This window comes from Corynebacterium sp. J010B-136 (assembly GCF_002967075.1).
Taxonomy (GTDB): domain Bacteria; phylum Actinomycetota; class Actinomycetes; order Mycobacteriales; family Mycobacteriaceae; genus Corynebacterium.
Map to the genome: position 1 here is coordinate 73,486 of NZ_PUGE01000001.1, position 13,475 is coordinate 86,960.

Consider the following 13,475-nt stretch of genomic DNA (forward strand, 5'->3'; position numbering starts at 1 on the left):
TTGTCGCGCTTTCCCTACCTACCTAGTGCGAAAATTTAGTAGCTCGCCTTAAGCTACTTGGCTCCTCCAAAGCGACGATCGCGGCGCGCGTATTCTTCCACGGCTGCGAAAAGGTCTTCTGGAGTGAAATCAGGAAATAGCTTATCTTGATAAACCATTTCTGCATAGGCTGACTGCCACACAAGGAAGTTTGACGTGCGCTTTTCCCCCGAGGGGCGCAGGAATAAATCTACATCCGGCATGGTCGGGTCATACATGTACTGTGAGATGGTTTTTTCTGTCACAGTAGCCGGGTTGAGTGTGCCTGCTTGGACATCTTCACCCATCTTTTTGAAGGCATCGGCAAGCTCTGCGCGCCCACCGTAATTCACGCACATCGCTAGCGTCATGCGCGTGTTGTCTTTGGTCAGCTCTTCTGCTGCCTCGAGTTCTCTAATAACCGAGCGCCACAGCCGCGGACGACGGCCCACCCAGACCACGCGCACGCCGCGCTCATGCAACCACTCGCGCTGGCGGCGCAGCACGTCGCGGTTAAAGCCCATGAGAAAACGCACCTCATCTGGTGAGCGGCGCCAATTCTCCGTGGAAAAGGCATAGGCCGAAAGATAAGGAACGCCCAGAGCGAGGCAGGCATCGACGACATCGAGAAGCACTGCTTCCCCACGCTTATGGCCTTCGGTGCGCTTCATGCCGCGCTCTTGCGCCCACCGGCCATTGCCATCCATGACCATGGCGATATGTGTTGGGAGAAACTCCGTAGGAATTTCTGGCGGGTGTAAAACGCGGTTGGGATCTGGGGTAATCACGATTGATAAGCTTACTGCAATTCCTGATCCATCACGGACAGGGCATTGACTTTGCGTTCTAAGTGCCACTGCAAGTGCGCTCGGATAAGCTGATGCGCCTCGCCGGCCTGCGCCACGGTGGCATTGGACTCATGCCCATGCGAAATCAGCCACATGACATGCAGGGTCTCCGGGTCGACCTCAGCAGCACCCGGTGGGCGGCAATTACCGCAGGATGCCCCACCAATTGCCGGGTGAAAAGCATGGTGCGGGCCCGGCGCGCCGCATTGGGCACAGTTAAAAAGACTTGGTGCCCAGCCGGCATGTCCCATCGCCAGCAGCAAGAAAGTATCCAGCACCAGCATGGGACGCTTCGTATCTTGCAGGTCTTTAAGCGTGTCGATGACTAACTCATACAGAAACGGATCATTATCCAGGCTTAAGCGTTCTGCGGCTTCTAGCATGACGCACGCGGCGGTGTATTTATCGTAGTCATCGATAAGCTGTGCGCCGAAGTAGTCAATGGTATCGGCCTGAGTGATAGTGGCCAGGTTGCGTCCAGAATAGAGCTGGATGTCAAGATTGACGAAAAGCTGCAGGCGCGAGCCAAAGCGCGACTTCGCGCGACGCACACCTTTTGCTACCGCGCGGACTAAGCCATGATGTTTGGTCAGCAGCACGATGACGCGGTCAGCCTCACCGAAGTCATAGCTGCGGATAACCACCGCGCGGTCGCGAAAAGAGGGTCTAGAAGCCAAGGCGCCCCAATGACTTCGGGTCTGATTGCCAGTTCTTTAAAACCTTGATGCGCAAATCAAGGAAGACGTTTTGGCCCAGCAACTGGATGATTTCCTTGCGTGCATTGCTCACGATGCGACGCAGACGCCTTCCATCTTTGCCCTCCAGGATCTTCTTCTGTCCGGGGCGTTCGACGTAGACGATAGCGTGCACATCGAGTACACCTTCGCGCTCTTGTGAAGGCAAAATCTCATCGACTTCAACTGCAACCGAGTGTGGGAGCTCGTCTTTGAGCCCTGAGAGTGCAGCTTCGCGGATGAGCTCAGCGATACGCTTATTGTTGTCATCATCGGTGATGTGATCATCAGGGTAGAACTTCGGGCCTTCAGGCAAAGCTTCCGTCAGTACCCCGATGAGCGTATCAATCTGCACGTTTTCGGTCGCAGAAACAGGAATAACCACTGCCTCTGGGTCCTTTTCGGACAAAAGCTCGTGCAAAGCAAGAAGCTGCGCGCCGACTTCGTCTTTCGATGCCCTATCCAGCTTGGTCACGATGCCAATAATCGGAGTCTTCGGCGCAATTTCCCGCACGTTTTCCAAGATCCAGCGGTCACCAGGGCCGATCTTTTCATCAGCAGGAATGGTCAAACCAATCACGTCAACGTCTTGGTAGGTTTCCTTGACGATTTCATTGAGGCGCTCACCCAGCAGCGTGCGCGGGCGGTGTAGACCCGGCGTATCAACGACGATGATCTGCGCATCTTCTCGGTGCACCAATCCGCGAATCGGGTGACGGGTAGTTTCTGGCTGGTCAGCGGTAATCGCAATTTTTTGACCAACTAGTGCATTCGTCAACGTGGACTTGCCGGTATTTGGCCTACCGACGAAGCTCACGAAACCGGAGCGGAAACCTTCCGGGGTATTGGTGTAGTGGCTGTAATCAGCCGTTGCTTCAGCGGCGGCATCGTCTGCGTCAGCATTGTCTGCGCCAGCATTGCCTGCGCCAGCGATGGCCGCCTCAAATGGGTCTTCTGGTGAGTTATTCATTGACCTGCATCTTAGTCCGAAATCGCCCAATCCCCTACTTTTGACACATCAGGAACTACACCAAGTCCAGCAAGCGGATAATTTCTATCTCTTTTGTAACGCATACTTCCACCTTTTACGTAAGCGCTCAAGAAAACCGTGAGTATTCTCCGACAACACGCAGCCGCAAGCATAGGCTATTCCGAGTCAAACTCAGACGACCGAGATCACGTGCTCCTCCAAGAGCAATGCATTCCGAGGTATTCGAAACCTCTTAAGGTTATAGCTCGGATTTCTCAGCATTGCTAGTATCACTACCAGGTTCAACAACCGAAATTCTTAAGTCTTTCAATCAATTGGTACGACTCAAGCACTCTTACAGTGCTTATTCATACAATGTGGCTGGAAAAGCTGAGAGGACTCAGAAGAAGCTTCATTTCTATTTTCCAATGGGTGGATTTTGAGCTCGGCCCAGTCGCGGCTACGAGACTCTTAATATTCAATTTCCAGCTAAATGAGTCAATGAGAAGAGATGTCAATGGAGGTTCTATGACGAGCGACTTCGAATCACTAGTGAACCAGAAAAACGACGTCTATTTCGCCCAAGCTAGACACCCGGATCGAACTTACATAAGTCGTTCTTTTCCAATGACTTTCGGGTCGGATAAGGGAGAACCTGCTCGTTTTATCCGTAAAGTTTTTGACGAAGTTTCTATTCAGGTTGAGCAAGATTGGGAATGGAAGGATGAGGTAATCTTCATGACTCCCGGAGGAAGAAAACAGATAAGGCTGAACGTAGCTCGTTCAAGAGGCACCGTTCGCAGCATCAGGATTGAGAGGGTCCCAACTGGACCAGATCAGACCAAGCTTGAAAAGATCCTCGAACTCGACCGCGAACAATCTAGAAACCTGATTGACATGATCAAAGCTATTGATTCCATCCCCATCGAAGGAGATCAGTCAGTACGCCTTGACGATGCCATATTTGCTGACATATTCTCCAACCCCGCTGAGCTCGAACGTCTTTATACAAAGAATCCTCAGAAATTTAAATCTCTAATCCAAACCGACTCGAGTGCACGCGATGTAGCAGCGCTTCAACATCGCAAAGAAGTTGTGGGAATAATGGAATCATGGCTAACGAATGAGACTGTATTCGAAGCCGCAAAAGAAAAAGCGGGAGGGCCTGAAGCTGCTTGGCAAAAGCTGCTTGAGGATAACCCCTGGATCCTCGGTATTGGGTTGGGCGGGCAACTTTACACGGCCTGGAATGAGGACAAACTCGAGCAAGTGACTACAGGTAGTCACATTGGCAGTGTTGGCAAACGCGTTGACGCACTCATGCGCACATCCGGCGCGATTCAGTCTATGGTGTTTGCAGAAATCAAACACCACAAAACATCTCTTATAAAGGGGGAATACCGCTCTGGGGCATGGCTTCCCTCTGAAGAACTCACGGGTGCAATCGTGCAATCACAGCAAACAAGTCAGCTTGCAGTCCAAACCTTGGGGAAATTCATAGCCGACAAAACTCCAGAAGGAGAGAAACTGCCAACAGGAACGTATCTGCTTAAACCGCGGTGTTTTGTAATTATAGGTTCACTTACAGAATTAACCGGTGAAAACAATGGTGTACTAGAAAACAAATATCAAAGTTTCGAGATATTCCGGAGAAGCATCCAGGAGCCAGAAATCATAACATTCGACGAGCTTCTCGCTCGAGCTGAGTGGCACGTCAGGTTGTCAGAGGAACACTCTAAGCCTGAAAGCAATTAGAAATACTCTGACAAATCCTTTTAAATCCGACCCCACAATCTCCACTGGACACTCAGGACTTCATTCCAGAAAAGGCCTTTTATCAGTGAGCTAGAACAACGGGGCACCAGCGAGTACTTGTTAGAGCTCCTAAAGGAACCAAGATCGGTCCTAAAGACAATGCAGCAGGCGCTTGACTTCCAGCTCATTTTGCACTGGCACGTCTATTTCTTTGGCAAAAGCCCAGTCGGAGGTCTTGCCCAGGGCGTCACAGACCTCATCCATGGTCATTTCTGGGTCGAAGACATCAAAGATATCTGTGACCAAGATGCATGCCAGCTTCACCGGGTCTTTTAGCAGCACCGGGACCGCCAGGAAGTCATTATCTTCCGTGCAATGCCATTCGATGTGCTCGCACAGCTCATCGACCGTGGTATTCCACAGCGCCGGAATAACCGGGGTATGTGGACTCCATTCGTGCGTGCCCAGAAACCGCGCACGGAAAGCTTCATCATGAATCCAGGCGTGAAACTCACTGGCAGTAATCAGCCGCAGCCTCGCTTCAATTCGGTGCAGCAACGTATTCTTTGCCATGAGCTAACCTTTCTGCGAATGTAGCAACCTCAAAGCCCGTACCAAGTAGACCCTAACTTGTTCTAAGCCTTGATGATACGAGCTTCATGCAACCCCTGTCACGCATTTTGAGCATCTATTTAATTCTTCTTCGCGCCGTAGTCGACGAAAAGCCCCGCACGCTGACCGTTTTACGCCCCGTGCACAGGCCCCTCCGGACTAACTGCTAGGAATCTCGCTTAAAGGTGCAACCGCTTACATTAAACTGACGTTATGGACGAGACACGTTGGCTTTCACAACGCGAGCAAGAAGCATGGGTGCGCTTCGCAGCTGTGCTGGAATTGCTCCCCTCCGCGCTTGATACTCAGCTCAACAAAGACACCGTCCTCACCCACTTTGAGTACTTCTGCTTGTCAGTGCTGTCTGAAACTTCGGGCCGAAAATTACTCACCAGCGAGCTCGCCGCACGCACCAACGCCTCGCTCCCCCGGCTCTCCCGCGTACTCACAAAGCTAGAAAGCCGCGAGTTCATCACCCGCGCTCCCTGCAAAAGCGACCGCCGTGCCACCGAGGTTACTCTCACTGATTCCGGTTGGGACAAAGTTGTCGCCTCCGCGCCTGGGCATGTCACCGAAGTCCGCCGGCTTGTAATCGATGCCCTCGAGCCTGAAGAAATTGACCAGCTCGCAAACATCTCCGCCAAGCTGCTTACCCGACTCGACCCCGACCAGCGCATGCTGGCTTCCTCTCCTCTGTATCGACGCCGGTAACCTGATTCCAAAGAATTCTGGTCGGCTCCAGGATTCCCGCGCTATCGCGGTCCCCCTAAGCTTTCACGTCCATTCCGCCGTTCCTAACGCCTACGTATAGATCAGAGGCGATGTTGAAATTCGCCTGGGACCAGCCAAAAAGCTTTGTCTTTAGCTAAACATGAATTATGTTCACAAAGTCTTCCCCGGCATTATTGGGAGGTGGAGAATTGTTAATCTCTTTGGCCAAGGCCACGGCTTTTTGCAGTCTGATGCAAAAGCCAACCCTCCATAGACCACGCTCCAGAGTTTCCTCATCGCCCCAATTGATATCTACGTGTGACTCAATTTCCTCAACCGAAGGGATCTCTTTCACCGAAAGTAGTTTCACGCCAACTAACATGTCTTCATCGTCTAGCTCCGCAATCACGTTCTCATTGATGGCAACTGAGTACTCGGCATAATTGTTGTTGACCTTTATATAGGCCGTCTCAATGTCAAAAGGCTTGGTTTCCTGCGTATTCACGTATCTCTCCCAATCATCTTGGTTATATTTTCTGCCAAAATGGCACAACTTAATTTGTTCGGTAGCTAATAGCTACGAACTACTTAGACCGTTGTGAGCAGCGATAAGTTCCACTAAGACAAAAGAATCCTCCGGACACCAGCCTGTTTAGCGGCAAGTATCCGGAGGATTTATCTCTGGAGAGACTTTCTCATCAGTCTCATCGGTTTTTAAGTTGTTACTCGCTCCAGGTCATCTGGGTTAGCGGGAGCTGCTTGGCCATCCGCGTGGGCATCGACAAGCTGCGGAGCAGCGGTGTAAGGCTCGGTCTTACCCAGGCGCAGGCGCGCATAGTGCTCCTGCTCTTCCTGGTGGTCGATGCCGAGGGCGCGACGTGGGACATCGTGAAGCAGCAGCGCGGCGAAGCAAGACAGTGCCGACATAACGATGATGTACACGGCAATGCCGTTGGTCGAACCGGTAGCCTCCAGCAGACCTTGGCCAATGGTCGGTGCGAAAGCACCACCAATGACCGTGCCGATACCATAAGAAATAGACACGCCAGAGAAGCGAATGTTGGCCGGGAATAGCTCGGTGTACCAGGCTGCCTGTGGGCCGAACGAGAAGCCCAGACCGACTGCGAAGAGGCTCAAACCAGCCGCTACCTTGAGTGGCTCTGCGGTGTTGACCAAGGCGAACATTGGGAACGCGAAGACAATCAACCAGAGGTATCCGAACAAGTAGGTGTTGCGGCGGCCGAAGTAGTCAGAGACAATGCCGCTAATTAGCGTGGTCAGGAACCAAACGCCTGCTGCGGAGCTGATGCACAACATCGCCGTGGTGCGGTCGAAAGCGATAGGACCATCCGGGTTGGTGGTGTACGCGGTAACGAATCCGCCGGTGGCGATGTAGCCCGAGGCATTGGTGCCTGCGAAAAGAACTGCCGCGGCGACGATGAGCGCCCAGTGCTTCTTGAACAGCACCGCGACTGGAGCCTTGGTCTGCTGCTTGCGCTCGGCGATGTCCTGGTAGATCGGGGTCTCATCCACCGAACGGCGAATGAAGTGGCCAAGCAGCACGAGCACGAAGCTCAAGATAAAGGGAACGCGCCAGCCCCACTCCAAGAAAGCATCACCTGGTGAGATAACACCGGTCATCAGCGCGAATACACCGGTGGCCAGCAGCATGCCAAGCGAAACGCCCATCTGCGGGTAAGTGCCCGCCAGGCCACGCTTGTGTGGTGCGGCGTGCTCAACAGCCATGAGCGCGGCACCGCCCCACTCACCGCCAGCGCACAGACCCTGGATAAGGCGCAGTACCAGCAGCGCAATCGGTGCTGCAATGCCAATTTGTGCATAGGTTGGCAGCAGACCAATCAACGTAGTGCACACGCCCATGCCAATAAGCGTTGCTACTAGAACCGCGCGGCGACCGAAACGGTCACCCCAGTGCCCTGCCAAGAACGCACCCAGTGGGCGGAACAGGAAGCTAATACCAATCGTGGCCAAGGACAACATCATGCCGAATTCCGAACCGAGTGGCTCAAACATCAGCGTGGAAAAGACCATGCCTGCTGCCTGAGCGTAGATAAAGAAGTCGTAGTACTCGATCGTGGTTCCGGCAATCGTCGCAAAAGCAACGCGACGATCCTTCGCCTTAGTATTAGCGGCCATGAGATTCTCCAATTACTAGCCTGCGTGTGAATAAAGAAAGGCACTGGGCAACAGGTAATCCTGCTGCTCAGATGCTCATCGATATTCAAACACAGAATCTTCAAATTCCATCGCCAGATTTTGCTTCACGAGACAAGCAAAACTTTCCGCAGTTTTTCACCGCATCCGTGATTTTCGCGCGCACGCCCATTGTCTAGCAACAACGCCGAAAAATCACGTGACCATGAGTTCTTCAAAAATTTAATGGTAATACCATTGCCGATGAATATTAATCAGGCAATCTAGACAGCTTGGTACACAGCAAAGCTTAATTGGACGATTTCAAAGTCGGCATTTGATTCCTAGCCTCGCCGGGAACGCTCTCATCGCACACGAGTTTCGATAATCCCCAGAGAGTTCAACCGATGTGTAAGTGCTAGCTCTTATCTCAATACAGGGTCAGTACACGACACAATTCGCGCAGGTTCCTCAACATCCAATTCATTACATGCCCTAGGTTTACTTCTCGGCTATTATCAAAAAATTTGACGACCTTTACACATAGTTTCCAGTTAAATCCGCTCATCCATTCAAGAGATTTCCTAAAGTAAAGAATGTAGCGTGGAACCCAATCTCGAAACTACGTTGAGCGCACCAAGTGACAGAAGGAGTGTCCAAGCTTGAACACGCATGGAAGGACCACAGAGCAATGGGAAGAACTTATAGCCGTAGCTAGTGACTTCCTGAAAAAAGTCGCAAGGCTTAAGAGGATAACTACCTATACAGACTTGAATCGTGAGCTCGAAGCAAAGGCAAGCCAACCTAGTTTCGACTTCTCGTCACCGGAAGGGAGAAATGCGATGGGAGACCTACTCGGTGATGTTGTGTTGCGTACCTATGACGAGCGCCCTGGGCAAAAACTCATGCTTTCAGCGTTGGTGATGTACCTCAACGAGAACAAACCCGGAGCTGGATTCTACAACTTGGCTGTCTACTTAGGACTGTTAGCGCCTGATGCTTCCTCAACGGAAAAAGAGGAATTCTGGGTAGAACAATCCAGAGCTGTGTACTCGGCCTATGCAAAGAAATCTTCTGACAGAAGAAACCGTAGCGGCAATGCTTAATCCGATGATCAAGTAAGCATGCTGCAGGCACACGGATTCCTTTAACCAAGCGCCACTCCTAGGCACACCAGCAGGGATCAAAAAATCGGCAAGAAAGCTCAAGCTCCTTGCCGATTTCTCAGGTGCGGGATAAACCCACTGTGTGTCTTGGGGATTAGATCTTGGTGACCTCAAACTGCAGGCGTGGGTGTGCGAAGAACTCCTGGGATTCGATGAGTTGGAGCTCTTCGGTGCCGGCCTCAAAGGTGGTCTGAAGCAGGTCGAAGACAGAAGACGCGGTGCGTGCAAGGGCGACGGAGGCGTCCTTGGTTTCGGTGTAATGACCGGCAAAAAGTGCGGTGGTCACGTCGCCGGAGCCGTTGCGCTTGAAAGGAAGGTGCGGGGTCTTCACAATGTAGGCATCGTCGCCGTCGGCGGCAATCATTTCGATGCTGCCTTCTTCGGTCTCAGGACGCTGCACGGAGGTAACCAGCACGACGCGTGGGCCCATATCCTGGGCAGCCTTGATGGCAGCGAGGGTTTCTTCCAAGTTGCCGACCTTCTTGCCGGTCAAAAATCCCAGCTCAAACTGGTTGGGGGTGATGATATCGGCAACTGGCACGACCTTATCGCGCAAAAGTGGCGGGATTTCATCGGAGACGAAGCAGCCGGATTTCTCGTTACCCATCACAGGGTCGCAGGCATAAAGCGCGTCGGGGTTGACTGCCTTGATGCGGGTGACGGCATCCACAATTGCGCCGGCAATATCCGGGCCGCCCTGGTAGCCAGAGACAATGGTGTTGAGCTTTTCAAAAGCACCGCGGCGCTCAATTCCGTCGATAATGCTAGATACATCAGCAGCAGAAACTAATGGTCCGCCCCAGTCACCATAACCGGTGTGGTTGGAGAAATTAACAGTGTGCACTGGCCACACCTCATGGCCGATACGCTGCAGCGGGAATACGGCTGCAGAGTTACCGACATGGCCAAACGTTACGTGCGACTGGATCGACAGGATATTCATGCCCGCAATGTTACTCCCGCCACCAGAACCAATAGAAACTAGCGTCGGGTTAACATTCGCTACTCAAAGTCAGTATCGATTTGCTCGTCTAAAGTTTCGCGATCGGCTGCCGATGGAAACGCCTTCGCCCCCGACGGCTTCGGCTGGAAACTCAATCCGCGCTTGGACAAAGAGTCATACCAATCGGCCAAAAGCTCATTTTGCAGCGCGAACATTTCTTGTTCTTCAGCAGGGGTGCTGTGGTCATAGCCCAGAAGGTGCAAGCAGCCATGGGTAGTCAACAGTGCTAGCTCATGCGATAGCGAGTGGCCGGCGGCATCGGCTTGGCGCTCAGCAAAAGCTGGGCACAACACGATATCGCCCAACATTGCAGGGCCCATTTCCGGCGCATCAGGACGCGGGGTCATAGCCCCTGGAGTGAGCTCATCCATGGGAAAGCTCATCACATCGGTAGGACCTTCCAAGTCCATCCAGCGCACATGCAGCTCTTCGATGGTTTCTAAATCCACGCATGTCATAGTCAACTCCACATCGGGGTTAACATCCATGGCACCCAGCGCGAAGGAGGCGACATCAATGAGCATTTCCTCATTCACACCGTCGAAGCCGGACTCATTGAAAAATTCGATGCTCATTACTTATTATCCTCATCATATTTGTCATAAGCGCTGACAATCCGCCCGACTAGTTGGTGGCGCACTACGTCGGCTGATTTGAGCTCCGAAAAGTGCACATCGTCGATATTGTTCAAGATTTTGCGCACCAACCGCAGGCCCGAGACCTGCCCCGAAGGCAAGTCCACCTGAGAGATATCACCGGTGACCACGATCTTGGAACCAAAGCCCAAACGTGTCAAAAACATCTTCATCTGCGCAGCAGTGGTGTTTTGGGCTTCATCTAGGATAACGAAGGCATCGTTAAGCGTGCGACCGCGCATATACGCCAAAGGCGCTACCTCGATGATTCCTGCTTCCATAAGCTTTGGAATCATCTCCGCATCCATCATGTCGCGCAAAGCGTCATAGAGCGGACGCAGGTACGGGTCGATCTTGTCATTTAAGGTGCCCGGCAAAAAGCCCAGCTTCTCCCCTGCCTCCACAGCAGGACGGGTCAAGATAATGCGGCTGACTTGCTTATTCTGCAGTGCCTGCACGGCCTTGGCCACAGCCAAATAGGTCTTACCGGTACCAGCGGGGCCGATGCCAAAGACAATCGTGTTTTCATCAATTGCCTGCACATACTCACTTTGACCAACAGTCTTCGGGCGCACGCGCTTGCCGCGCCGCGAAACAATATCTGCAGCCAGTGCCTGCGAGACCGACTCCGGCGCATCCACGGAAATCATATCCACAGTGTGCTTAACCGTATCCGGGGTGACAGCGTGGCCCCGGCGCGCGATAGCTTCAAGCTCATCCAGGGCTTTCTTCGCGCGGGCTACTTCATAGTCGGGACCCGTTACAGTCACCACGTTGCCGCGCGCAAAAAGGTCTACATCCAGCAGGTTATTGAGCACCCGCAGGTTGTCATCCGCAGTGCCCAGCACGGCGCTGGTATAGGCGGAGTCGACGTCAAACTTTTTTGTAATGATAGCCACGTTTATCAATCTACCAGCGTCCTTACCATCGACTCGTGCGTACCCCGATTGCCGCTAAAGCCACCATGGCTGCCGATGCCGTGCGCAATACCTCCGGGCCCAGCTTGATCGCTTGCGCGCCGGCGGCTTGTAGCGTTTGAAGTTCCTCGTCGCCGATTCCGCCTTCAGGGCCAATGAGCAGGATCAGCTCGGTGGTCTCCGCAGCATCCACCGTCAGCGGAACATCTTTGATGGACTCGGTGGCGTCTTCGTGCAGGACATAGACCAGCGCGTTGTCACGCCCGGCCAGATGCTGTACCAGTTGCGGTGTGGTCAACGGGCCGTGGGCAAAAGGCACGCGCGTGCGCCGGGACTGCTTGGCCGCGGCGTGGGCTTGGCTTTGCCACTTCGCCAAGGCCTTGGGTGCCTTCTTGCCGTCCCACTTAGCGATGCACCTATCCGCCTGCCACGCAATAAACTCATCCGCGCCAGCTTGGGTCGCCAGATCAATCGCCAATTCAGAACGCTCAGACTTTGGAATGGCTTGCACCACGGTTACCCGTGGGTTTGGCTCCGGAGTCTTCCCGATTTTCTCGACGGTGGCAAGGAGTTCGTCTTTGCCGCGGGTTTCTGTCACCGTAGCTTCGGCGAAAATACCCTCTGATGAACGGTCGATCTCAGATGGCGCGTGGACCAGCAGCACTTTCTCGCCCGGTTCCAAGCGCTTAACGGTTACCGCGTGGCGGCCTTCCGCGCCAGAAAGGGATACAACATTCCCTTCAGCAACTCCGACCAGATTCGGGTGCAAAAAAGCCGGCAAAGACAAGTTAACTCCTAACGACGGAAGCGGTCGCGGAGACGGTCGAAGAAACCTTCGCCGTCGTTGTCATCGGCGGAGTGCACCTTCGAGGATTCCTCGCGCTTGTCGCGGATTTGCTCGAGTAGCTCCTTGGTCTTCTTATCCAAGTCCGTAGGCACCAGGACGTCGACGTGGGCATACAGCTTGCCGTGACCATCGGTACGCAGGCGTGGCATGCCCTTGCCGTCGAGCACGATCGCTTCGCCGGGCTGGGTGCCAGGTTCGATGTCGATTTCCAAAGATTCACCGTCGAGGTGTTCGACGGGGAAAGAGGTACCAAGGGCGGCGTCGACCATCGGCACGCGCACAGAGACATGCAAGTCATCGGCGTCACGCTCGAAGATAGGGTGCTTTTGGGTGTGCACTTCGACATACAGGTCGCCAGCCGGGCCGCCGCCGTGGCCGACTTCACCTTGGTCAGCCATGCGGATGCGCATACCATCGCCGATACCGGCTGGGATATTGACGGTGATGTCGCGGCGCTTCTTCACGCGGCCATCACCGCCACAGTGGTTACAAGGATCGGTGATGACCTCACCAAAGCCCTGGCACTGCGGACACGGACGGGAAGTCATCACGTTGCCCAGGAAGGAGCGCTGCACTTCTTGAATTTCACCCGCGCCACCACAGCCGGTACAGGTCACAGGCTTAGCTTTCGATGCAGAGCCGGAACCAGAACAGCGATCACAGAGCACCGCGGTATCAACCGTGACGGTCTTGCGCATGCCAGCATAAGCTTCTTCCAAAGTAATGGAGGTGCGCAGCAGCGCGTCATTGCCAGGCTGTACGCGCGAGCGTGGGCCGCGGCCTTGGCCACCGCCGCCACCGAAGAACTCAGCGAAGATATCGCCCAGTCCGCCGCCTCCGAAGCCGCCACCGCCAAAGCCGCCACCGCCGGCTTGCTGCTCCATCGGGTCAGAGCCCATATCCACTACCCGACGCTTCTGCGGATCCAGCAGAACCTCTTGCGCTAAGGAAGCTTCGCGGAACTTCTCCGCTGCTTCTTCATCGCCGGGATTAACATCTGGGTGGTACTTACGCGCGAGCTTGCGATAAGCCTTTTTAATTTCCTGATCGGTTGCGTTAGATTCCACGCCTAAGATGCCGTAGTAGTCACGAGCCATGGGGAGAT

Annotated in this window: 14 protein-coding genes; 3 read left to right on the plus strand and 11 right to left on the minus strand. The window is 53.7% G+C overall.

Annotated elements, in window-relative coordinates:
- Window positions 1–53 precede the first annotated feature (53 nt).
- From C5Y44_RS00310 to era, 3 genes are read right to left on the minus strand one after another with little or no spacing between them, the layout of a single operon-like run.
- Window positions 54–806 carry an isoprenyl transferase gene (locus tag C5Y44_RS00310; RefSeq protein WP_105323163.1) on the minus strand — a complete coding sequence of 251 codons (753 nt, stop codon included), beginning with the start codon at window positions 804–806 and terminating at the stop codon, window positions 54–56.
- 11 nt (window positions 807–817) lie between these two features.
- Window positions 818–1,543 (minus strand): DNA repair protein RecO, encoded by a 726-nt coding sequence (recO, locus tag C5Y44_RS00315; RefSeq protein ID WP_105323164.1) that lies wholly within the window; start codon window positions 1,541–1,543, stop codon window positions 818–820.
- Complete coding sequence (era, locus tag C5Y44_RS00320) at window positions 1,533–2,570, minus strand: GTPase Era (protein WP_105323165.1); 1,038 nt, start codon at window positions 2,568–2,570, stop codon at window positions 1,533–1,535. The genes recO and era overlap by 11 nt, the downstream gene beginning before the upstream one ends.
- Before the next feature lie 528 nt (window positions 2,571–3,098).
- On the opposite strand from era, the gene C5Y44_RS00325 reads away from it, so the two are divergent.
- A complete protein-coding gene (locus C5Y44_RS00325) occupies window positions 3,099–4,325 on the plus strand; it encodes a Shedu immune nuclease family protein (protein ID WP_105323633.1) in 1,227 nt (408 codons plus the stop codon).
- A gap of 150 nt (window positions 4,326–4,475) precedes the next feature.
- On the opposite strand, the gene C5Y44_RS00330 is transcribed toward C5Y44_RS00325, so the two are convergent.
- Window positions 4,476–4,898 (minus strand): hypothetical protein, encoded by a 423-nt coding sequence (locus C5Y44_RS00330; protein ID WP_105323166.1) that lies wholly within the window; start codon window positions 4,896–4,898, stop codon window positions 4,476–4,478.
- Window positions 4,899–5,150: 252 nt separating this feature from the next.
- Between C5Y44_RS00330 and C5Y44_RS00335 the strand changes: the two genes are divergently transcribed.
- Window positions 5,151–5,648, plus strand: coding sequence for a MarR family winged helix-turn-helix transcriptional regulator (locus C5Y44_RS00335; protein ID WP_105323167.1), 498 nt, complete (start codon window positions 5,151–5,153; stop codon window positions 5,646–5,648).
- A gap of 154 nt (window positions 5,649–5,802) precedes the next feature.
- Here C5Y44_RS00335 and C5Y44_RS00340 read toward each other — a convergent pair whose 3' ends face one another.
- Together C5Y44_RS00340 and C5Y44_RS00345 are read right to left on the minus strand one after the other, a co-directional pair.
- Window positions 5,803–6,153: a DUF2283 domain-containing protein gene (locus C5Y44_RS00340; RefSeq protein ID WP_105323168.1), complete on the minus strand. Its 351-nt coding sequence runs from the start codon at window positions 6,151–6,153 to the stop codon at window positions 5,803–5,805.
- 209 nt (window positions 6,154–6,362) lie between these two features.
- Complete coding sequence (locus C5Y44_RS00345) at window positions 6,363–7,805, minus strand: MFS transporter (protein ID WP_105323169.1); 1,443 nt, start codon at window positions 7,803–7,805, stop codon at window positions 6,363–6,365.
- Between the two features lie 839 nt (window positions 7,806–8,644).
- On the opposite strand from C5Y44_RS00345, the gene C5Y44_RS13285 reads away from it, so the two are divergent.
- On the plus strand, window positions 8,645–8,908 hold the full coding sequence (locus tag C5Y44_RS13285; protein ID WP_158255464.1) for a hypothetical protein: 264 nt from the start codon (window positions 8,645–8,647) through the stop codon (window positions 8,906–8,908).
- 154 nt (window positions 8,909–9,062) lie between these two features.
- On the opposite strand, the gene pdxY is transcribed toward C5Y44_RS13285, so the two are convergent.
- Genes pdxY through dnaJ form a run of 5 tightly spaced genes read right to left on the minus strand, consistent with a single transcriptional unit; the run spans window position 9,063 to window position 13,467 of the window.
- Window positions 9,063–9,911 carry a pyridoxal kinase PdxY gene (gene pdxY / locus C5Y44_RS00355; RefSeq protein WP_105323171.1) on the minus strand — a complete coding sequence of 283 codons (849 nt, stop codon included), beginning with the start codon at window positions 9,909–9,911 and terminating at the stop codon, window positions 9,063–9,065.
- Window positions 9,912–9,970: 59 nt separating this feature from the next.
- Window positions 9,971–10,546 (minus strand): rRNA maturation RNase YbeY, encoded by a 576-nt coding sequence (gene ybeY, locus C5Y44_RS00360; RefSeq protein ID WP_105323172.1) that lies wholly within the window; start codon window positions 10,544–10,546, stop codon window positions 9,971–9,973.
- A complete protein-coding gene (locus C5Y44_RS00365) occupies window positions 10,546–11,505 on the minus strand; it encodes a PhoH family protein (RefSeq protein WP_105323173.1) in 960 nt (319 codons plus the stop codon). The genes ybeY and C5Y44_RS00365 overlap by 1 nt, the downstream gene beginning before the upstream one ends.
- A gap of 22 nt (window positions 11,506–11,527) precedes the next feature.
- On the minus strand, window positions 11,528–12,310 hold the full coding sequence (locus C5Y44_RS00370; protein WP_105323174.1) for a 16S rRNA (uracil(1498)-N(3))-methyltransferase: 783 nt from the start codon (window positions 12,308–12,310) through the stop codon (window positions 11,528–11,530).
- Between the two features lie 8 nt (window positions 12,311–12,318).
- Window positions 12,319–13,467 (minus strand): molecular chaperone DnaJ, encoded by a 1,149-nt coding sequence (gene dnaJ, locus C5Y44_RS00375; protein WP_105323175.1) that lies wholly within the window; start codon window positions 13,465–13,467, stop codon window positions 12,319–12,321.
- Between the last annotated feature and the right edge of the window lie 8 nt (window positions 13,468–13,475).

Coding starts and splice junctions, on each gene's coding strand:
- ybeY (WP_105323172.1), bottom strand. CDS start 10,546: ATGAGCATCGAATTTTTCAATGAGTCCGGCTTCGACGGTGTGAATGAG.
- dnaJ (WP_105323175.1), bottom strand. CDS start 13,467: ATGGCTCGTGACTACTACGGCATCTTAGGCGTGGAATCTAACGCAACC.
- pdxY (WP_105323171.1), bottom strand. CDS start 9,911: ATGAATATCCTGTCGATCCAGTCGCACGTAACGTTTGGCCATGTCGGT.
- C5Y44_RS13285 (WP_158255464.1), top strand. CDS start 8,645: ATGGGAGACCTACTCGGTGATGTTGTGTTGCGTACCTATGACGAGCGC.
- C5Y44_RS00335 (WP_105323167.1), top strand. CDS start 5,151: ATGGACGAGACACGTTGGCTTTCACAACGCGAGCAAGAAGCATGGGTG.
- C5Y44_RS00325 (WP_105323633.1), top strand. CDS start 3,099: ATGACGAGCGACTTCGAATCACTAGTGAACCAGAAAAACGACGTCTAT.
- era (WP_105323165.1), bottom strand. CDS start 2,570: ATGAATAACTCACCAGAAGACCCATTTGAGGCGGCCATCGCTGGCGCA.
- C5Y44_RS00330 (WP_105323166.1), bottom strand. CDS start 4,898: ATGGCAAAGAATACGTTGCTGCACCGAATTGAAGCGAGGCTGCGGCTG.
- C5Y44_RS00345 (WP_105323169.1), bottom strand. CDS start 7,805: ATGGCCGCTAATACTAAGGCGAAGGATCGTCGCGTTGCTTTTGCGACG.